This is a genomic window from Terrimonas sp. (assembly GCF_003075435.1).
Lineage (GTDB): Bacteria > Bacteroidota > Bacteroidia > Chitinophagales > Chitinophagaceae > Agriterribacter.
On record NZ_QCZJ01000001.1, the window covers coordinates 184297 to 204837 of the forward strand.

A 20541-nucleotide genomic window follows, 5' to 3' on the forward strand; every position below is an offset into this window, starting at 1 on the left:
CTCAATTTAAGGTCAGTTATTAAAAAAATCCAGCAGCAGTCTTATACCTACAAGCCCCAGGCACACTGCAAGCGATTTAATAATAACTGTTGTTTTTATTTTGTGCGAAAGAAAAGCGCCTGCCTGGGCGCCGATCATAGCGCCAATGGCCAGCCACACGATCATGTGGAGCACAGCGGGATCGCTATAGTTACCCTGTATGGCATGCACAATTATACTTACTGACGACATAATAGCAAGAATAAAATGCGAAGTTGCCGTAGCAATATATACCGGGAAACCAAGCCAGTGCACCATCGCCGGCACATGAATAATGCCACCGCCAATTCCTAACAAAGGAGACAGGAAACCAACCAGTATACTTACCAGTATGCCTGCATACCGGCTATATGCATATTTAAATACTGTTCTTTCCCTGTCAATAAGTATTTGATGGGTTAAACCCGGAGCGTCAGATTCTCCGCCAATACTTGCAGCCGCGTTCTTTTTTAAAAAAAGAAATAAAGACAAAGCAATAAGTAAAATGCCAAAAATAATACTGAAAGTATGTGGGGGAATATATTTTGTAACATATACGCCTAATACAGAACCGGGTACTGTAAACAGAGCAAATATAATTCCAGCCTTATAATCTATACGTTTTGCCCGGGCATATGCTATTGATCCTGAAATGGCATTGGCTGCAACAAGCGCTATTGATATGGCAGTAATAATTTCAGGCGTAAGGTTTGGGTGCGTAAAAATAAGCAGCGGCACCAGTATAAAACCGCCACCTGCACCAATAAGCGTTCCTATTGTACCGATAAGTAAACCTATGATCAGTAAAACAATTGCATTGTCCATTACCTCAAAGATATGTAACAGGAAATATTTATAGATTTGGAGAGGAGAAGGTGGAAATACAAAACACCTTAGCACCGTTATCTTTCCTTAAGAAGACAGGATGAGCTTGCCAACCAGAAGAAGGAGGATAGGAATTATTAAAAATATTAAAACATGAACATTAAAAAGCAGAAGTTGTGTTTTGAATTCATTCTCTTTGGAAAAACTGGGATGGGGTTCTTCAATATTCTTATCTTTTGCTTCATCACCTCAATCAGCATCGCACAAACTTCCAAATCATCTTTTAATGTTATTGCTTTTTATACTTCAAGAAATGATCTTGCACATATCAGCTTTGTGCATGAAGCCAACCGCTGGTTTCCTGAAATGGGTAAGCGATATAACTTTAAATATGATTCCACCAACAACTGGAGCAATCTTAACGATAGTTTTCTTGCAAAATACCGGGTAGTGATTTTTTTAGATACACGCCCTGATGATCCTGATCAACGCGCCGCTTTTGAGCGATATATGAATAAAGGAGGCGCATGGATGGGATTTCATTTTGCCGGGTTTGCACTAACACCGTCTGGCTTTCCGCAAAACTGGGATTGGTATCACAATACATTTATCGGGGCTGGCTCATATAAAGGTAACACCTGGCGGCCAACACCGGCTATGCTGCGTGTGGAAGATAGTACACATCCTGCTGTAAAACATTTGCCCCATATATTCAGATCTTCCCCAAATGAATGGTATAGCTGGGAAAAAGATCTGCGACAAAATCCTGCTATCAAAGTTTTATTATCTATAGACTCAACCAGTTTTCCGCTTGGCACAGGCCCAAAACCTCACGAAATATGGTATAGCGGCTACTATCCTGTTGTATGGACAAATACCAACTACAGAATGATCTATATCAATATGGGACATAATGATATAGACTACGAGCATAAAACAAACAAAGAGCTGTCTTTCCAGTTTGCTAACGAGGTGCAGAACAGGTTAATTATTGATGCGCTGTTATGGCTGGGAAAACTTGCATATTCACCATTCAGGATACAGACCAGTGTTTCATCTACAGGAAAGCCATTGTGAAAATAAAACCTGCTGCATCACCGGTATCCTGCTTTCTTTATTTTTGCTGATAAAGAAAAACGGTATAACAAAAGACAATTCCATATTATCTAACCCCATTGAATATCTTAAAGGTGTGGGGCCATTAAGAGCTGATCTGTTGAAAAAAGAATTAAACATCTTCATCTTCAAAGATCTGCTGGAACATTTTCCCTATCGTCACATTGATAAAACTGAAATAAAAAAAATAAGGCAGATAACGCCTGATATGGAATATATACAGGTAGTCGGAAAAATTATTTCATGCGAAATGCTGGGAGAAAAAAGGGGGAAACGCCTGGTTGCCGAATTAAGAGATGAAACAGGCTCGCTTGAGCTCACCTGGTTCCAGGGCATCAGCTGGATACAAAAAAATATACAGGTTGGTCAGTCGTATATTGTTTTTGGCAAACTGTCTTTCTTTATGGGTAACCCACAGATAACACATCCTGAAATGGATGTACTTACTATGGAGAAAACAGAAGGAAGGCCTTTTCTTGAACCCATCTACCCTGCCACAGAAAAATTAAAAGCAAGAGGATTGAATGGCAGACAGATAGGCAGGCTGGTATATACACTTGTTGGTTTATTAAGCGAAAAAGATCTGCCGGAAAATATTCCTGATAATATTGTCGCGGAGCTGCAGCTCCTGCCAAGGTATAATGCGTATCTGAATATTCATTTCCCCACCGGCCCTGCTATTCATGAAAAAGCATTGGAGCGGCTGAAATTTGAAGAGCTTTTTTTAGCGCAGGTAAGATTAGGGCTTATACGCTCCAACAGGCATCGCTTTACAAAGGGTATTACATTTGAAACAGTAGGCGATCTTTTCAATACTTTCTACAAACAATATTTACCCTTTGAGCTTACCGGCGCTCAAAAAAGAGTATTGAAAGAAATACGGCAGGATACAGCAAGAGGCATACAGATGAACCGCCTGCTGCAGGGAGATGTGGGTAGCGGCAAGACTATTGTTGCATTACTCAGCATGTTGCTTGCAGCAGATAATGGCTACCAAAGCTGCATGATGGCGCCTACGGAAATTCTTGCGCAGCAGCATTACACAGCATTAAGCGAATTACTGAAAGATATGCCGGTACAGATAGCAATACTTACCGGTTCAACACCTAAAGCCGAGCGGAGAAAGCTGCTTGCTAAAACATTATCAGGAGAAATACATATACTAACGGGAACGCATGCCCTGATTGAAGATACTGTTCAGTTTAAAAATCTTGGACTGGCAGTGGTAGATGAGCAACACAGGTTTGGTGTGGCACAACGCGCCAAATTATGGGAGAAAAATCATGTACCCCCGCATGTGCTGGTTATGACAGCAACGCCTATACCAAGAACGCTTGCCATGACAGCTTATGGTGATCTTGATTATAGCATAATGGATGAGCTTCCTCCCGGCAGGCAGCCTATCACTACCGTGCATCGCTATGAAAATGCACGACCACAGGTGATGGATTTTATAAAAGCGGAAATAGCAAAAGGCAGGCAGGTATATATTATATTTCCATTGATTGAAGAAAGTGAGAAAGTGAATTATGAAAACCTTATGAAAGGGTATGAAAATGTGAAAGCTTATTTCCCTGAACCTGCTTACTGGATCAGCATGGTGCATGGCAAAATGAATGCAGAACAAAAAGAAGCCAACATGCAACGTTTTGTGCAAAGAGATACTCAGATCATGGTATCTACAACGGTAATTGAAGTTGGTGTAAATGTTCCGAATGCAAGTGTAATGGTTATAGAAAGCGCTGAAAAATTCGGGCTATCCCAATTGCACCAGTTACGTGGCAGAGTGGGCAGGGGAGCAGAAAAGAGCTATTGCATTTTACTTACCGGAACCAAATTAACTGCTGATGCGAGAGAACGCTTAAAAATGATGTGCGCCACCAATGATGGTTTTGTTATTGCGGAAAAAGATCTGGAGCTGAGAGGTCCGGGAGATATTGAAGGTACACGTCAGAGCGGAATGCTTAACTTTAAGCTGGCAAGCATAGTGCAGGATAAACATTTGGTAGATTTAGCCAGAAAACATGCTGAAATATTATTAAGTGATGACCCGGACTTATCTTTTCCAGTTAATTTGAAGTTAAAAGCTTACCTGCAGCACCAAAAAGGACAAACCTCCTGGAGTAAGATATCGTAATTTGTTTATTGCAGGGGTAATTTCGCTGTAAAATCCGATTTTTATAATCATGAGTAAAAACCTGAAATCCGCATTTCATATACTTTTCTTTTTCGCTATCCTTTTTAGTTATCAATTCAGCATGGCACAGCAAGCCGTTGAGTTTACAGAAAACAAGGGGCAGTGGGATAAAGCAGCGTTGTTTAAAGGAGAGATATCAAGCGGCGCTTTCTTTTTGCGGCAAAATGGTTTTACCGTACTAATGCATAACGAAGAAGACCTGCATGAACTGCTTGAGCAGGGGCATGATCATACAGGAGGCGCTGCCACTACTGATAATATCAGCAGCCGTAAGGCTTATCCACGCCCGGCAACAGGCGGGGGTAAAGACTCTTCCGGCATCGTACTTCGCTCTCATGCTTACAGCATGACATTTGTTGGCAGCAACCCCAATCCACAAATCGTTGCTGAAAAACCCATAACATCTTACGAAAATTATTTTATTGGAGATGATCAGTCTAAATGGGCATCAAACTGTAAAATTTACCAGGCTGTAACATATAAAGATATGTACCCGGGCATAGACGTGCGCTATTATGCGCAGGGCGATCAGTTAAAGTATGATATCATCGTTTATCCCGGCGCTGATGCAGGAAAAATAGTAATGAAGTATGACGGAGCTGATCAGTTGCAGATCAAAAACCAGCAGCTTATTATAAAAACTTCTGTTAACGATGTAAAAGAGCTTTCACCATATTCCTATCAGTTGGATGAAAGCGCGGGAAGAAAAGAAGTTAATGTAAAATATACGCTGGCAAACAATACCGTTAAATTCAGGATCAAAAATTATGACGCTTCAAAAACATTAATAATAGACCCGACATTAATTTTTGCAACATTTACAGGTAGCAGAGCCAGTCAATGGGGATATACCGCTACTTATGGCGCCGATGGCAGCATGTATACCGGCGGTATTGTTTTTGCTAACGGCTTCCCTGTTTCCACCGGTGCATTTCAAACTACTTATGCAGGCTCCGGATCCGGCGTGGCGGCAGTTGATATTGGTATCCTGAAGCTGAACGGATCCGGTAAACAGCGGTTATATGCTACTTACATAGGTGGTAGCGGGGCAGACCAGCCACATAGCCTTATTGAAGACAGCGGAGGTAACCTGGTAATACTTGGCAGAACAAATTCCGTAGTGGATGGCGACAAAAGTTATCCCTTATTTCCGGCGGGCAATAAATATGGCGCATGTGGCGGACAGGATATAGTAGTTACAAAACTCAATGCAACAGGAACGGCACTAATAGGATCTAAACGCATTGGCGGTACAGGCACAGACGGTGTAAATATCAAAACAGACAGGCAGGGCCCTTCCAGCCTTTATGTATTTTATGGAGATGATTCAAGAAGTGAAGTAATTGTTGACGGCAGTGATAATATTTATATAGCTTCCTGTACCCAGTCAACCGGTTTTCCAACAACTACCGGCGCTTCGCAAGCAGCACTTGCAGGCAAACAGGATGGCGTATTAATGAAATTAGCGCCGGATGTAAACAATGTTCTTTTCAGCACATTATTTGGCGGTTCAGATGATGATGGAATGTTTGTACTTGCTTTAAACCCTGTTAACGGAAATATATATGTGGGAGGTTCTACCAAAAGCAGCAACCTGCCCGGAGTGCCGGCATCAGGCGTAATAGCCAGTACTTACCGTGGAGGAAACGCGGATGGATTTGTAACCATTTTCAACAGCAGTGGTGTGCTTCAAAAAACCACTTATGTAGGCACCGATAAAATGGATGCTGTTTATGGTTTAAAAATAGATTTAAAAGGATTTCCATATATAACAGGGGTCACACTCGGCAGTTGGCCGGTTACGCCTTCAGGCATATACAGCAATCCCGGGTCAAAACAATTTATTGTGAAGATGCAGCAGGACCTGTCTGCAACGGTATATTCTACGGTATATGGCAGCGGCGCCATAAACTATAATATTTCACCGGTAGCTTTTTCTGTGGATAAATGCGAAAACGTGTATGTCTCAGGTTGGGGAGGTTCTCCACGGGCAGGAGCAACGGATGCCTTTTTTACCGCCGGAACCACGGGAATGCCCACTAAAAATTGTAATGTACTGCCCAATGGCTGCAGAACGGATGGGAGAGATTTTTACTTTTTTGTTTTGAAAAAAGATGCCGCGGATATCCTGTTCGGTTCTTTTTATGGATTATACGGCGGCTACCAGGATCATGTAGATGGAGGAACAAGCAGGTTTGATCAAAATGGTATAATATACCAGGCTATATGCGCTGCATGCTTTATCGGTGGCACAGGGCTTCGCTACCCAACCTCGCCGGGAGTCTGGAGTCCAACATCGGGCGCTCCGGATGAATGTAATCTTGCCGCGGTAAAAATAGATATGGACTTTTCCGGTGTAACCAATGGCGTAAGACCTGAAGTAGATGGCATACCTTATAAATCATATGGTTGTGTTCCTTTACAGGTTGATTTTCTTGATACCCTGCGAAAAGGCACCTTATATTTCTGGGATTTTGGAGATGGTAATAAGGACACAACAACCACTGCCTCGAGTACTAATACCTATAACCAGATAGGTGATTATGTAGTAAGACTTATTTCTGTAGATTCAAGCAAGTGTATTATCAGCGATACATCTTATACCAATATTCGTGTGCGCCAGGACAGGGCTGTACTTGGTGCTACTTATACCAAGTTGCCGCCATGTCAAAGTTTAAGATACAGGTTTGCCAACACTTCTGTAGCGCCGGCCGGCAAGCCGTTTAAGGCAGATTCTTTTACCTGGGATTTTGGAGACGGATCCACGCCACTCCTTGCAGGAACCGATAGCGTTACCCACGAATTTCCTTCGGCCGGCACATATAATGTAAGCCTTATCCTAACTGATACGAGTTATTGTAACGGGCCGGATACTTTTAAGATCGTAATGCGTGTGGCGCCGAATGTAAAAGCCGCGTTTGAAGCAACAGATGGCTGTGCGCCGCATCTCACAACATTTACCAACACATCAGAGGCTGGTCAGCATTTTTACTGGCATTTCGGAGATGGATCGCCTGTGGTTGATGAGTTTGCGCCCACACATGAATATACTTCGCCCGGCAATTACACCATTAAGCTGGTAGTTGTTGATTCCATGACTTGTAATATCATTGATTCTGTTTCTCATTCCATTAATGTTTACGACAGTCCGACGGCAGGGTTTACATTCAGCCCGGTACAACCCCAGGAAAATATACAAACAACGTTTACCAATACTTCGGTTAATGCTATACGTTACCGTTGGAATTTTGGCGATGGTGATACTTCAAACCTTGTAAACCCTAGTCACCAGTACAATTCAACCGGGACTTTTGATGTTTCTTTGATTGCATACAATCAATACGGATGCACTGATACCGCTTACAGTCCTGTATCGGCCATTGTATCGCCGCTGATAGCTGTGCCAACTGCATTTTCACCCAACGGAGATGGCGTGAATGACCGTGCATATGTGAGGGGTTACGCTATTGCAAAAATGATGTTCAGGATATACAATCGCTGGGGACAATTGGTATTTCAAACAACAGATAAGAACCAGGGATGGGATGGAAAATTTAACGGAGCTTTACAACCAATGGATGCTTATGCGTATACCCTGGAAGTGGAATATACAGATGGAACAAAAGCAACCAAAAAAGGAGATATAACGTTGCTCAGATAATGTAATTTATTAATGCAACCCATAAAAACACATTACCTGTTTTGAAATTAACTGAAATGGGGTACAAAAAATGGAGGATGTGCTTATGCTACAGGTCTATACTTCTGAAAATAACAAATCCGCTGTAATGCGCAGAGGCATTTTGCTATATAACCGCAATTATCAGAATACTGTGCTGCGCAGGTGCGTGGCAACAGTATTATTCCTGTTTTTTATGATAATGATGGTTAACGCACAGGATCTTCATTTCTCCCAGTTTTTTAATTCACCGCTTACAACCAATCCTGCCAATACTGGTTTTTTACCGGAAAATGATTACCGGCTTGGAGCGAACTACAGGCAGCAATGGACAAGCATTCCCGCCCAGTTCAAAACCATAAGTGTGTTTGGAGATGCACAGGCATTCCGCGACAGGTTTGAATCAGGTTGGGTTGGCTTAGGCGGCGCTATTCTCCGCGATGTTGCCGGAAGCGGAAACCTCACTTCAACAAAAGTATATGGCTCCGCGGCATATCACCAAATGCTGGGCAGCACAGGACTGCTTTCTGCCGGTTTTAATATCGGATGGGCAAATAAAAGAGTGGATGTAACAAAATTTACTTACGACAATCAATGGAACGGGAAATTTTTTGATGCAGGCGCACCAAGTGGTGAAAACTTCGCGGCCACCAGCATTAATTATCTTGATATGCAGGTTGGGTTGAATTATGCATACTTTCCATCAGATAATGTTTATATGCATGCAGGCGTATCTGTGCATCACGTAAATTCTCCAAAGGAATCTTTTTTTTCAACAAGCTTTGATCCCAATACCGGTGAAGTATACGACAATACAATAGCCAGGCGGTATATTGCTTTTGCCGATGCCATGATAAAAATAAACGACAGGGTTATTGTTAGCCCCGGTGCGTATTTCACAACCCAGGCAAAAGCAAGAGAGCTTACGCTGGGCTTACATGCTAATTACAATTTATCCGGCGATGGGGAAACACAGTTAATAGCAGGGTTGTACTACCGTTATGGTGATGCCGCTGTTCCGATGCTGGGCTTTCAATGGAAATCAGTAAGGCTGATGTTCAGCTACGATGCTACAACTTCTTCGCTGAAGAACTACAACAATATGTATGGAGCGTCTGAGTTCGCATTATTGTATAATGGGTTTTATAACCAGTACAATCAGAATTTGCGGTCTACACAATGCCCTGTACCCAGATTCTAAAAACGAGATTACAATACATTATTTCTTTCCGTATTTGCTTTGTAAAAAGGCTATATGCTGTTTCATCAGTGCCGTTAAAGCTTTTGTATCAATATCCGGTAGCTTCTTTATATAAATACAGGCTTTGCCCATTTTAAATTTTCCTAAACCCTCCAGCAAATGCGCATGTTCTTTTGCGCCAGTGAATACATATAAGGAAATAGCCGCTTTTCGCGGAGAAAACCCTATCAGCGGTGCATCTCCCTCGTGACCACTATCATATTTGTAATGATAGCTGCCAAAACCAACAATAGAAGGTCCCCACATTTTAGGTTTAAACCCCGAAACACTTTCCATCAGTTCCAATAGCTCAAAGCTGTCTTTTCTTTTTTGATCGGTATCGGCAGCTTTGGATATAAAATCAATTATGCTTTCGCCTGTTTGGGTAGTCTTATTTTTAGCCATATAAATTATATTATTTAAAGATGTACAGTTATTATTTCATATCAGTCTTGATTTATTCTTATAGCTTTACCGGCGTATTCAAAACACACCAGCGCATGTTCGATTTTCGGCTCAAGGTTTTTCATACTGCTGCCCGCCGGCTTAACTTTACAAAAACCGCTGAAGAATTATTTATTACCCAACCCGCTGTTACCAAGCACATACACGAAATAGAAAGTTATTTTAAAATAAAACTTTTTGAGCGAAACGGCACTAAAATAAAATTAACACAGGCAGGAGAAATACTGTTTCAATATACCGGGCAGATTTTCGGCATATACCGTAATCTTGAATTTGAACTGAATACCATTACGCAAAAACAATCCGGAACTATAAGGATTGGCGCCAGCACCACGGTTGCACAATATGTGCTGCCACCCGTACTGGCCGCCTTTCATAAAAAGTTCAGCGATACAAAAGTTACACTTACCACCGGCAATACAGAGCAAATTGAGCATGACCTGCAAAATAAAAAAATTGATCTCGGTATAATAGAAGGCAGATCAAAGCGTAATCTTTTCAGGTATACCGCCTTTGTAAAAGATGAGCTGGTGCTTATTGCCAACAGTCATCACCCGCTTGCCAAAAAGGGAATGATCAGGCCGGAGGAATTGCTCAATATTCCTTTATTACTGAGGGAACCCGGCTCCGGTACCCTTGAAGTGATAGCACATGCATTAAAGCCTTTAGGAATAAAAATATCGCAGTTGACAGTGGAGATGCAATTGGGCAGCACGGAAAGCATAAAACGCTACCTGCTGAATTCCGGCACGATGGCATTCCTTTCTATTCACTCGATCTTAAACGAATTGAACAATAAATTGTGTTCAGTAGTAGAAGTAAAAAACCTTACCATAGAACGCGATTTTTATTTTATACAGCAGCAGGGCCAACCGGAATCGCTGGCAGACCTGTTTATGAAATTTGCACGTCATTATAACTTCAGGTAATGGAAGATTACTATTAGCAATTTCTTCCGGGAGATATCATACAGCAACTTTACATCACAAATAAAGCATTTGTATGAAGAATGGCATTATACTCCCGGCACAACGCAATCACCTTAAAGGTATGCTGACCATACTCAAAAGCCTGGGAATGCTTATTTTTTTACTCTTCCTGATTTTTTGCCTGTCGTTATTTGTTTCACTCAGCTTAATGGAATTAAGATTATTAATGGTTATCAGTTTTGCAGTTTGTTTTTATCGGTATCTGGTTCATAATGCGGTTTATATTCAGGCAGAAACAAATTAGGCTATAATTAGGGCTTGCTGTTTAACTCCATTTTGGTGATATGCTGATAAAGATCATTGTATATTCATGCTTTGGTTATTAAATTGTTGTAAGGGTTTTGAATCAAATTTTTCGAAAACCATGCAGCTGTTTCGCCATAATTAAATTTTACGAACCTTTTTTACCTCCGCAGCCGGCGGGCTGCGTAACCGGAACGCCGCTGCTTTTTGTCTTTTGAAAAAATATGCTTCGCATTTTTTCAATTTCGCCTTCGGCGAAACCTGACAAAAAGAGGCGGCTAACCCGGTTACTGGTAAAAACTTAAAAAAATAAATGCCGGGAGTTAAACAGCAAGCCCTAATTATAATAATGAAAGCACACTGATTCCCGGTATTGCTGCTTGTTATGGTGTGCATTGTAATATAATAGCGTACAATAATATTACAGGCAATAAAAAAAGATATAGGTATGAATTGTATTGAAGAACCATCAATTTAAAAAAACGCATTTTTAATATCCCGGGTTCTGTGTCAGATTCGGATCAGCATCAATTTCAACCTGTGGTATAGGCAATATCCAACGCTGTTGTGTACAATTGGAATAATCCATTTTTACCGGATCGCTCTGTACACCATCTCTGCAGGTATACGTATATTCATTCAATGCCTGCATAACGGTGGTGGAGCTGCCAGTGAGCCACCGATTGCAGCACCCGCCTGCAACGGCTGAGCCAGGGTTACAACCATTAAGGAGTTAAGAAACATTAAGGCTAATTATCCGGCATCCCTGATTTTTCATGGTTATACAGCATATCCGAATAAATTCCATACATCATATTTGTGCATTCATGGCGACATTTTTTTTCAAATTTCCTATCTTTAGCCAGATTCAAATTAAAATAAATCTTAAAATAAATTTTTCATTTTGATCCATCACACGCTCCTGCTTATACTGGCTTTGTTTTTTTTAATGGCTTTACTGTACATGTTAAGCCAGCGTTTAAAAATCTCTTACCCCATATTTTTAGTTATCGGCGGACTGCTCATCAGTTTTATTCCGGGCATGCCGGAGGTAAAAATTGATCCTGATCTTGTGTTCCTGATTTTCCTGCCGCCACTCTTATTTGAAGCGGCATGGTATTCTTCATGGAGCCAGCTATTAAAATGGCGGCGCTCCATATTATTATTAGGATTTGGGCTCGTAATAGCCACCTCTGCGGCAATAGCTTATTTTTCCATACACATTATTCCGGGTTTTACGCTTGCGCTGGGCTTTTTACTGGGCGGGATTATTTCACCTCCCGACGCGGTTGCAGCAACTTCTGTATTAAAAGGTATGCAGGTGCCTAAACGCGGACTTACTATACTGGAAGGAGAAAGCCTGGTAAACGATGCCGCTTCACTTACTATTTTCCGCTTTGCTATTGCAGCGGTGCTTACGGGTGAGTTTGTATTTCAAAAAGCCGCGGTTGAGTTTATGGTATTATCCGTAATGGGCGTTTTTGTGGGGTTGGTAATAGCGCATATCCTTTACCTGGTGATGCGCTATTGGGTTAAAGCATCAAGTATTACAACGCCGATGACGCTCATTGCGCCTTACCTGATGTATGTGGTGGCAGAGCAGTTTGAATGGTCTGGTGTGTTATCTGTAGTAAGCGGCGGTTTGTTTCTCTCTTTCCGTTCAAGCGACTTCCTGAACTTTAATACCAGGATGCAAACCAAAGAAGTATGGGCGACCGTTGGCTTTCTGCTGAACGGTTTTGTATTTATATTAATAGGACTGGAACTGCCTGTAATCATTAATGGATTGGGAGAATACTCTTTAAAGCAAGCTATATACTATGCACTGCTGATCAGTTTAATGGTAATTGTAATAAGGATTGTTCTGGTATATATTTCCGCTTTTTTACCCAGGTGGCTGAGCCCCACCCTTCGTGAAAAAGAAAAAAGCCCTGGTACAAAACTTCCGTTCATTATTGGCTGGGCAGGAATGCGTGGGGTGGTTTCTCTTGCGTCGGCCCTGGCTATTCCATTAGTATTAAATAACGGCGATGAGTTTCCGCACCGTAACCTTATACTATTTATTACGTTTGTCGTAATACTGGTAACGCTCGTTTTCCAGGGGCTTACCCTGCCATTATTTATTAAGCTGCTGAAAGTGGAAGAAATTGATGAGCATATACCGGAAGAAGAGCAAATGGAAGCCATAAGGCTTGCGCTGAGTAAAAAACAGATAGAATACCTCGACTCGAAGTATATATATGAAATGGAGCAATACGAAACCATCGCGCATATAAAAGAATTGCTGGTAAGCAATATTACAGCTGTTGAAGACAGCCTGAGTGGGGAAGGCAAAAAAGAAAACTTAAGCACACTCCGGGGGTTACAACGTAAAATAATGCTTGAACTGGTAGCATTGCGCAGGGAAGGCTTAAACCGTTTCAGGCTGGAACACAAATATGATGATGAAGTGATCAGGATCATGGAGAACAACCTTGATCTTGAAGAAGCGAGATTGCATAAGTATTAGTGATAAATATTGGACCAGACTATTGAAATCTGCAGTTAATGAAAGGAATAACACGACGGCCGATACGGTTAAACAAACCTATCTGAACTACGTTTCCCTGCCGGCAATTATTGATTAATGCAATCATAAGACCATTTCCTCTTTGAACATTGTTAGAAAAACCTCCAATTAAAATACCATTAAATTTATACAGAGAATTGATCAGCCCGCTAAGATGTACACCATTTGAAATATAGTTTGCAGATGATAGCCCATTTATAAAGACACCATTATTCACGCTTTCTACGGCAATGCCGCCAATACTCACAGATAAACCATTTATAATAGTACTATACTTCGTATAATCAGTTTCGTTTTTATCACTTTCGTTAGAAAAAAAAGTTGATCACTGACCTGAACTATCTTTAACTCCAACCAGTCCGTACATCATTCCCCAAAGTCCTCCAATGATCCCCAATGGACTGACTTCAAGGTTAATGCCATTTATATTAATATATCCTTCTTTCTCAAAGTCAAATGCAGGAGTAATTCCTACAGCAAGCGCTTTTATTTTTGTGTGTTTATTTACCGGGGCAAGTCCAATCCATTTCTTTACAACAGTATCCGGCACTTTTTCATATTGGGCACAGGCAGAAGAAAAAATAAGTAGTGATATGAGCAAAAGGCAGAAACATAAATAAATTTCTTTCATGAGGTCAAATTTACTCGTAATTATATAAAGCTGCTTTAAAGCAGCTCCCGAAAATGATTATACATTTTTTGCCGCAGGTTTTTGAACTGCTTGGCAAAGGCATTGACTGGAAAACAGCGCATGAAGCTTATTTTAATGATAAGTATATTCCTATTCACCCTGCGCAGGGCGCATTTATTTATTTGCAGGCAAGAGCGTTAAATGCCAGGCATATTCTGGAATTTGGGACTTCTTATGGCGTTTCAACTACTATTATGTCACTAAGGTTTTAAAAACGGGTTTCTGTAATTTTATCCGGATAAGTTTCCATAAAAGCTATATAATGCCGAAAAGATATACCTGACTTAAAGGGAAAACATCATTATTTATGACAACTTTTAAAAGAACCAATTCAGGCGATATTGATTTTCAAAACCTGGTTGTATTGCTGGATAAAGATCTTGCAATAAGAGATGGAGCTGATCATGCATTTTATAACCAGTTTAATAAAATTGATATGATCCGCAATGTCATCGTTTACTATGCAAAAGATAAGCCGGTTGGCTGCGGAGCATTTAAGCAATACGATGACACCTCTGTTGAAATAAAGAGAATGTATGTATTACCGGAATATCGCGGGCAATCTGTTGGGCTGTATATTGTAAATGAACTTGAACAATGGGCAAAGGAACTGCATTACACTGCATGTGTGCTTGAAACGGGTAAGCGGCAGCCGGAAGCAATCCGTTTATACCAAAAAGCAGGATATATACAGATAGAAAACTTTGGACAGTATAAAAACGTAGAGAACAGTGTATGCATGAAAAAAATATTACCATATTAAAAACACCGTAACCATTATGGAAAGAATTTTTATAGAAGACCAGGATTTTGACAGCAGGAATATGGCTGACTTTAAATGGGGTTATATTACTTATGATCATTGCGCTTTTACAGACTGCGACCTTTCAAATACTGATTTATCCTCCATCCATTTTATGGATTGCCGGTTTACCGCCTGTAATATCAGCAATGCGAAGCTTCAAAAAACCGCATTCAGAAATGTCTACTTTAAAGATTGCAAAATGATGGGTTTGCTCTTTGATGATTGTGATGATTTTCTTTTTGAGGCAGGTTTCGAAGGTTGCGTCTTAAATTTCTCGTCATTTGCCAGGCGCAAAATGAAAAACACAAGATTTGATAACTGCACGCTTAGCGAGGTAAATTTTACGCTGGCTGATCTTACCAGCGCTATTTTCGAAAAATGTGACCTTACAGGAGCAAGGTTTGAAAACACCAGCCTGGAAAAAGCAGATTTCAGGACAGCATACAATTATAGCATTAACCCGGAAGCAAATAAATTGAAAAAGGCGAAGTTTTCCCTGGAGGGTTTACCGGGCTTGCTTGAGAAATATGGTATAGTAATAGAAATATAGTCTTCCTTCCCTGGTATTTTTTCGGGGCTTGTAGTATTATCCATTACAAAACAATAATAACACGTACTATTTTCCAGAATGTAATAGCATCGTTTCTTTGTATCGCTGATTTGATCGACACCGCCCCCCGATCTCTGATCCCAAACCCTGAAAGTAGATTATTTGTGTGTTTGAATAAAGAAACAGCAAAAGCCCCTGAACTTTTTTAACCTTAAACCCATTTTGCTGTTTCTTTTTTTTAAGCTATGAGCAGTCAGCTATCAGCAACTGCAAACCTATAAGGTTTTTCTGAAACCTGTAACCAGTAACTCTTACTACTTACCACTCATTACTTATCCCCTTCTCTCTTTTCCTCTACCTTTGCGCACAAATACAAAAACATGTCAATTACCACAGCGGCAGAACTTGATGGAATGAAAAAAATAAGTGAAGTTGTTGCAAACACACTTAAAGCAATGCGGGAATATGCAAAACCCGGTATGAGCACACTGGAGCTGGATGAATTTGGCGGCAGGCTTCTTCAGCAAAATGGCGCTAAGTCAGCACCCAGGTCTACTTACAATTTTCCCGGATGGACATGCATAAGCATTAATAATGAAATCGCCCATGGCGTACCTTCCGCTGAAAAAATTTTAAAAGAGGGCGACCTCATTAATATTGATGTATCGGCGGAATTAAATGGCTTCTGGTCTGATAATGGCGGCTCATTCATTATTGGAAATGATATTAACGGATTTCAAAAGCTGATCAATACTTCCAAACAGATTTTGCAATCTTCCATCAACAGGATCAAAGGTGGCGTTCGCATATCAGAAATAGGCTTATTCATCGAAACACAGGCTAAAAAATCAGGATTCAGGGTTATTAAAAACCTCACAGGGCATGGCATTGGCAGAAGCCTTCATGAAGCGCCTGAAGAAATAGCTAATTTTTGTGACCGCTTCAATCATACAAGATTCAGGAAAAATTCGGTGGTGGCCATTGAAACATTTATCTCCACGAGCTCTACCATGGCAGAAACCGGCGCTGACGGATGGACACTCACCGGCAACAGGGGTGGCTTTGTAGCCCAGCACGAGCATACTATTGTTATAACAGATGATAAGCCCATCATCCTTACCATAGAGAATGGTATTTGAAATTAGGAATTTGAGATTTGACAGAACCATTACCTGGTGCAGGGATGCAGTTTCTCCGGAACGTTTTATCCAATCTCAAATTTCAAATCCTCCGGTTTATTATTTCTTGCTTTTCACATTCGGCGCATTATCCTTCCACCTCCATAAATGCAGGCAGGCATAGGTTCTGTAAGGGCTCCAGCGGTTTGATATTTTCAATAATGATTCCCTGAATTTCTTTTTATCCGTTCTGTCTAATTTATACAGGTTGATCATCGCGTTCTGTATGCCCAGGTCGTCAATAGAAAATATATCTTCCCTGCCCAAAGCAAACATCAAAAGCATTTCCACCGTCCACCTCCCAACACCTTTTATCTGTGTAAGATATGTGATCACTGCTTCGTTATCCATCTTATTTAACTTCTTAAAATCCATGCCCTGCTCCAGCTCAAACTGCGCCACGTTTTTTACATAGCTCACTTTAGCATTCGAAAGCCCAATGCTGCGCAATGTTTCAGATGCTGTATCCAGTATTTGCTGAGCAGTTGGCGCTTCCCCGTTATACAGGTTAAGAAACCGTTGATATATTACATCAGCCACTTTGGTTGATAATTGCTGGCTCATGATAGAAGCACAGAGATAGATACAGATATTTTTCCGTTTTACTAATTTATGCGACTTACCTTCTAATAACTTATTTAATTTTTTATCCTTCGAGAGATGATTGATATAGTGCATAAAACTTAGCTTAGTAATCGCTAAAATAGGTATTGATTTTGATGAAGCGGAAAATCATTATTACCAAAGATGGCTCACATACCATTGCCATTCCGGAGATGGATGTTACTTATCATTCTGTACATGGCGCCATACAGGAATCAAAACATATATTTATTCAGGCAGGGCTTCTTGCTACGCATCAATCAACCATTAATATCCTCGAAATAGGTTTTGGGAGCGGGTTAAACGCGATACTTACATTTGCGGAAGCCGGAGAAAAAAACATATACTATACTGCCATAGAACCATATCCATTATCTGTTGAAGAAGCAGCCGCATTAAACTATTGCAAACAATCAGGCAAACCCGGGTTAGAAAAATATTTTATGCAAATGCATTCCTGCACCTGGGAGCAGCCGGTTGCTGTTTCTCCCCTGTTTACCTTACTTAAAATAAAACAGCCCTTACAGCAATTTCAATCTGCAACAAGGTTTCACCTGGTATATTTTGACCCCTTTGCACCGGCAGCCCAACCTGAATTATGGACAGAAGAAATATTCCGGAAAATATTTATATACATGTCACCGCAGGGCAGATTGCTTACCTATTGCAGCAAGGGGGATGTGAGGAGGGCAATGATCTCAGCTGGATTTGCAGTAAAAAAACTGCCCGGGCCACCGGGAAAAAGAGAAATTTTATCAGCAGAAAAAGTATAATAAGATGCCTTCCTTCTCATAGATATCATTAACTTTAGCCGTATAAGCTATTGCTGTAATGCTATTTCTTTAAATATTCACCATTGACTATTCACTATTCACACAATTCACAAGAACCAGCCATATGAATCAATTATCCCGTCGTAATTTTTTACAACAGCTCACTTTAGCCGGAATAGGCATATCAACATCAGGAATATTAAGCAGCTATTCAGCAGCGCCTGCAGGTATGCGCCTTGGTTTGGTAACCTACCAATGGGGCAAAGACTGGGATTTACCAACGCTTATAGCCAATTGCGAAAAAACAGGATTGCTTGCAGTTGAGCTGCGCACGCAACATGCACATAAAGTAGAAAGTAATTTATCGAAGAAAGAAAGAGAAGAAGTGAAGAAGCGGTTTGCAGACAGCAAAGTTACCTGCCTGGGTTATGGTTCTAATTTCGAATATCATAGTCCTGACACGGCTATACTGAAGAAAAATATTGAAGACACCAAAACATATATTCAGCTTTGCAAAGATATTGGTGCTACAGGCATTAAAATAAAACCAAACGACCTGCCGGATGCTGTGCCCAGGGAAAAAACGATCGCCCAGATAGCGGCTTCCTTTAATGAAGTAGGAAAATTTGCCCGGAACCTCGGGCAACTGGTTAGAGTTGAAGTGCATGGCAGGCATACACAGGAATTACCAAATATGAAAGCTATATTTGACCAGGTAACCGAGCCGAATGTAAAAATTTGCTGGAACTGTAATGATGAAGATCTGCTGGCGCCGGGGCTGGAAGCGAATTTCGATTCCGTAAAAAAATGGTTTGGAGATACGGTGCATGTTCGTGAGTTGAATGTAGGCAATTACCCTTACCAGCAACTGATGAATTTATTTAAAGACATTAATTATAAAGGCTGGATTTTACTGGAAGCCAGAACCGAACCCACAGACAGGGTAGCCGCTATGAAAGAGCAGTTAGAAGTGTTTAATAAGATGATTTCGGATATTTAGTTTGTTGTTTGTAGTTTGAAAACCATAAACAACAAACCACAAACTATAAACCATATATATTAATAACGATTTTTTTGCACACAAAAAACATACATTAACATATGGAAGATCAAAACAATTCACGGAGAGACTTTATAAAGAAAACCACACTGGCCGGCGCCGGTATTGCTATTGGCGGACTGGGCTTCAGCGCTAAATCTTACGGCAATATCATGGGCGCTAATGAACGTGTTACACTTGCTGTATTAGGTATTCATGGCCAGGGGCAAACGCATATTGATAAATGGTGCGCTTTAAAAACAAGCAGGAATGTAAAATTAAAAACGCTTTGCGATGCTGATGAGCAATGGTTTGAATCGAGAGCTAAAACTGTTTTTGACAAAACAGGAGAAAAGCCGGTAACGGAATGGGATATGCGCAAAGTTTTTGATGATAAAGAAATTGATGCTGTATCTATTGCAATGCCAAACCACTGGCATGCGCTTGGTACGATATGGGCCTGCCAGGCAGGCAAGCACGTGTACTGCGAAAAACCTGCTTCCCACGACTATTGGGAAGGCAAAAAAATGATTGAGGCGGCGCGCAAATACAACAGGCGTGTGCAGGTAGGTTTCCAAAATCGCTCTATAGCCAACGTAATGGAAGCAATGAAGTTTCTGCATGACGGCGGTATCGGCGATGTATTTATGGCCAGAGGGCTTTGTATTAAACCACGCGATTCATTTGGTATTGCGCCCGATGGCACACCTCCAGCAAGCCTGCATTTTGATCGCTGGGTTGGCCCCGCGGCTATGTTCCCTTATAATGAAAAGAAAGTGCATTATAACTGGCACTGGTTCTGGAATACAGGCAATGGTGATACCGGCAACCAGGGTCCTCACCAGTTTGATATTGCTCGTTGGGGACTGAATAAAAATGATCACCCTGTATCAGTGTATTCAAACGGAAATATTTTTGGTATTGACCCCAAAGAATGCGCACAGGAAACGCCTAATACTCAAACTTCAGTATTCAAATACGATGATGGAAAAATATTGGAATTTGAAACCAGGGGACGCTATTCCAATGGAGAATCAAGCCTGGATATAAGAATAGGAAATATGTTTTATGGCACCGAAGGTTACCTGGAACTGGATGGTGACAAATGGAAAGCTTTCCGTAAAAGAGAAAAAGAACCATTTGCCGGATCTAAAACAGGACCAAGCCAGAATGTAGATAACCCGCTTACCCCTCCCGGAGGCAGTGAGCATTATGCCAACTTCATAGATGCTATCCGCGCAGGCAACAGTGATGGTTTGCATTGCGATATTAAAGAGGGATTTTATTCTTCAGCGCTTCCTTTGCTGGCAAATATTTCTTACAAGCTTAACCGCGCCCTTACCTTTGGCGGCGGAAAGAACGGCGACGAAAAATTTGTAAACGATAAAGAAGCGAATGCTATGCTTACAAGAACATATCGTAAAGAATATACCGTCCCTGATAAAGTATAATATCTTTTCAATAACAAAAAAGTCCGGCAGATAACATTGCCGGATTTTTTTCATTTATATATTCGTACAAATTACCTTTCAGAAAATTATCACAAAAGGATCATCATAAT

Annotated in this window: 19 protein-coding genes; 13 read left to right on the top strand and 6 right to left on the bottom strand. The window is 40.9% G+C overall.

All coding sequences use genetic code 11. From position 1 onward, the window contains the following. Positions 1-12 precede the first annotated feature (12 nt). Complete coding sequence (locus tag DC498_RS00710) at positions 13-843, bottom strand: sulfite exporter TauE/SafE family protein (protein ID WP_116872203.1); 831 nt, start codon at positions 841-843, stop codon at positions 13-15. A 153-nt stretch (positions 844-996) separates the two neighbouring features. Here DC498_RS00710 and DC498_RS00715 point away from each other — a divergent pair, with 153 nt between their 5' ends. From DC498_RS00715 to DC498_RS00730, 4 genes are all read left to right on the top strand, one after another. Next, a complete protein-coding gene (locus tag DC498_RS00715; RefSeq protein ID WP_240627801.1) occupies positions 997-1920 on the top strand; it encodes a ThuA domain-containing protein in 924 nt (307 codons plus the stop codon). A gap of 43 nt (positions 1921-1963) precedes the next feature. Continuing rightward, positions 1964-4096: an ATP-dependent DNA helicase RecG gene (gene recG, locus DC498_RS00720; RefSeq protein ID WP_240627803.1), complete on the top strand. Its 2133-nt coding sequence runs from the start codon at positions 1964-1966 to the stop codon at positions 4094-4096. Positions 4097-4145: 49 nt separating this feature from the next. Further along, positions 4146-7817: a gliding motility-associated C-terminal domain-containing protein gene (locus DC498_RS00725; RefSeq protein WP_116872206.1), complete on the top strand. Its 3672-nt coding sequence runs from the start codon at positions 4146-4148 to the stop codon at positions 7815-7817. A 127-nt stretch (positions 7818-7944) separates the two neighbouring features. Continuing rightward, the gene (locus DC498_RS00730) at positions 7945-9036 is read left to right on the top strand and encodes a PorP/SprF family type IX secretion system membrane protein (RefSeq protein WP_116872557.1); all 1092 of its coding nucleotides are present in this window, start codon (positions 7945-7947) and stop codon (positions 9034-9036) included. An 18-nt stretch (positions 9037-9054) separates the two neighbouring features. On the opposite strand, the gene DC498_RS00735 is transcribed toward DC498_RS00730, so the two are convergent. Further along, positions 9055-9480, bottom strand: coding sequence for a DUF1801 domain-containing protein (locus DC498_RS00735; protein ID WP_116872207.1), 426 nt, complete (start codon positions 9478-9480; stop codon positions 9055-9057). A gap of 95 nt (positions 9481-9575) precedes the next feature. Here DC498_RS00735 and DC498_RS00740 point away from each other — a divergent pair, with 95 nt between their 5' ends. Next, positions 9576-10469 carry a LysR substrate-binding domain-containing protein gene (locus DC498_RS00740; protein ID WP_116872208.1) on the top strand — a complete coding sequence of 298 codons (894 nt, stop codon included), beginning with the start codon at positions 9576-9578 and terminating at the stop codon, positions 10467-10469. A gap of 793 nt (positions 10470-11262) precedes the next feature. On the opposite strand, the gene DC498_RS26705 is transcribed toward DC498_RS00740, so the two are convergent. Continuing rightward, complete coding sequence (locus tag DC498_RS26705; protein WP_116872211.1) at positions 11263-11424, bottom strand: RagB/SusD family nutrient uptake outer membrane protein; 162 nt, start codon at positions 11422-11424, stop codon at positions 11263-11265. Between the two features lie 252 nt (positions 11425-11676). Between DC498_RS26705 and DC498_RS00760 the strand changes: the two genes are divergently transcribed. After that, positions 11677-13281 carry a Na+/H+ antiporter gene (locus DC498_RS00760; protein WP_116872212.1) on the top strand — a complete coding sequence of 535 codons (1605 nt, stop codon included), beginning with the start codon at positions 11677-11679 and terminating at the stop codon, positions 13279-13281. Between the two features lie 19 nt (positions 13282-13300). Here the strand turns inward: DC498_RS00760 and DC498_RS00765 are convergent, their stop codons facing one another. After that, the gene (locus tag DC498_RS00765; protein ID WP_116872213.1) at positions 13301-13588 is read right to left on the bottom strand and encodes a hypothetical protein; all 288 of its coding nucleotides are present in this window, start codon (positions 13586-13588) and stop codon (positions 13301-13303) included. 78 nt (positions 13589-13666) lie between these two features. Beyond that, entirely contained in the window at positions 13667-13972 is a 306-nt protein-coding gene (locus DC498_RS00770; RefSeq protein WP_116872214.1) for a hypothetical protein, read from the bottom strand. Positions 13973-14025: 53 nt separating this feature from the next. On the opposite strand from DC498_RS00770, the gene DC498_RS00775 reads away from it, so the two are divergent. The 4 genes from DC498_RS00775 to map all read left to right on the top strand — a co-directional run bounded on the left by DC498_RS00775 (position 14026) and on the right by map (position 16526). Further along, the gene (locus DC498_RS00775) at positions 14026-14244 is read left to right on the top strand and encodes a hypothetical protein (protein ID WP_116872215.1); all 219 of its coding nucleotides are present in this window, start codon (positions 14026-14028) and stop codon (positions 14242-14244) included. Positions 14245-14339: 95 nt separating this feature from the next. Next, the gene (locus DC498_RS00780) at positions 14340-14795 is read left to right on the top strand and encodes a GNAT family N-acetyltransferase (protein ID WP_116872216.1); all 456 of its coding nucleotides are present in this window, start codon (positions 14340-14342) and stop codon (positions 14793-14795) included. A 16-nt stretch (positions 14796-14811) separates the two neighbouring features. Then, positions 14812-15387, top strand: a complete 576-nt coding sequence (locus tag DC498_RS00785; RefSeq protein WP_116872217.1) for a pentapeptide repeat-containing protein — start codon at positions 14812-14814, stop codon at positions 15385-15387. Between the two features lie 380 nt (positions 15388-15767). After that, entirely contained in the window at positions 15768-16526 is a 759-nt protein-coding gene (gene map, locus DC498_RS00790; protein WP_116872218.1) for a type I methionyl aminopeptidase, read from the top strand. A 99-nt stretch (positions 16527-16625) separates the two neighbouring features. Here the strand turns inward: map and DC498_RS00795 are convergent, their stop codons facing one another. Next, positions 16626-17243, bottom strand: coding sequence for a DNA-3-methyladenine glycosylase family protein (locus tag DC498_RS00795; RefSeq protein ID WP_116872219.1), 618 nt, complete (start codon positions 17241-17243; stop codon positions 16626-16628). A 41-nt stretch (positions 17244-17284) separates the two neighbouring features. On the opposite strand from DC498_RS00795, the gene mnmD reads away from it, so the two are divergent. From mnmD to DC498_RS00810, 3 genes are all read left to right on the top strand, one after another. Further along, on the top strand, positions 17285-17941 hold the full coding sequence (gene mnmD / locus DC498_RS00800; RefSeq protein ID WP_116872220.1) for a tRNA (5-methylaminomethyl-2-thiouridine)(34)-methyltransferase MnmD: 657 nt from the start codon (positions 17285-17287) through the stop codon (positions 17939-17941). A gap of 124 nt (positions 17942-18065) precedes the next feature. Continuing rightward, positions 18066-18941: a sugar phosphate isomerase/epimerase family protein gene (locus tag DC498_RS00805; protein ID WP_116872221.1), complete on the top strand. Its 876-nt coding sequence runs from the start codon at positions 18066-18068 to the stop codon at positions 18939-18941. 101 nt (positions 18942-19042) lie between these two features. Beyond that, positions 19043-20431, top strand: a complete 1389-nt coding sequence (locus DC498_RS00810) for a Gfo/Idh/MocA family protein (RefSeq protein ID WP_116872222.1) — start codon at positions 19043-19045, stop codon at positions 20429-20431. Positions 20432-20541: the final 110 nt, after the last annotated feature.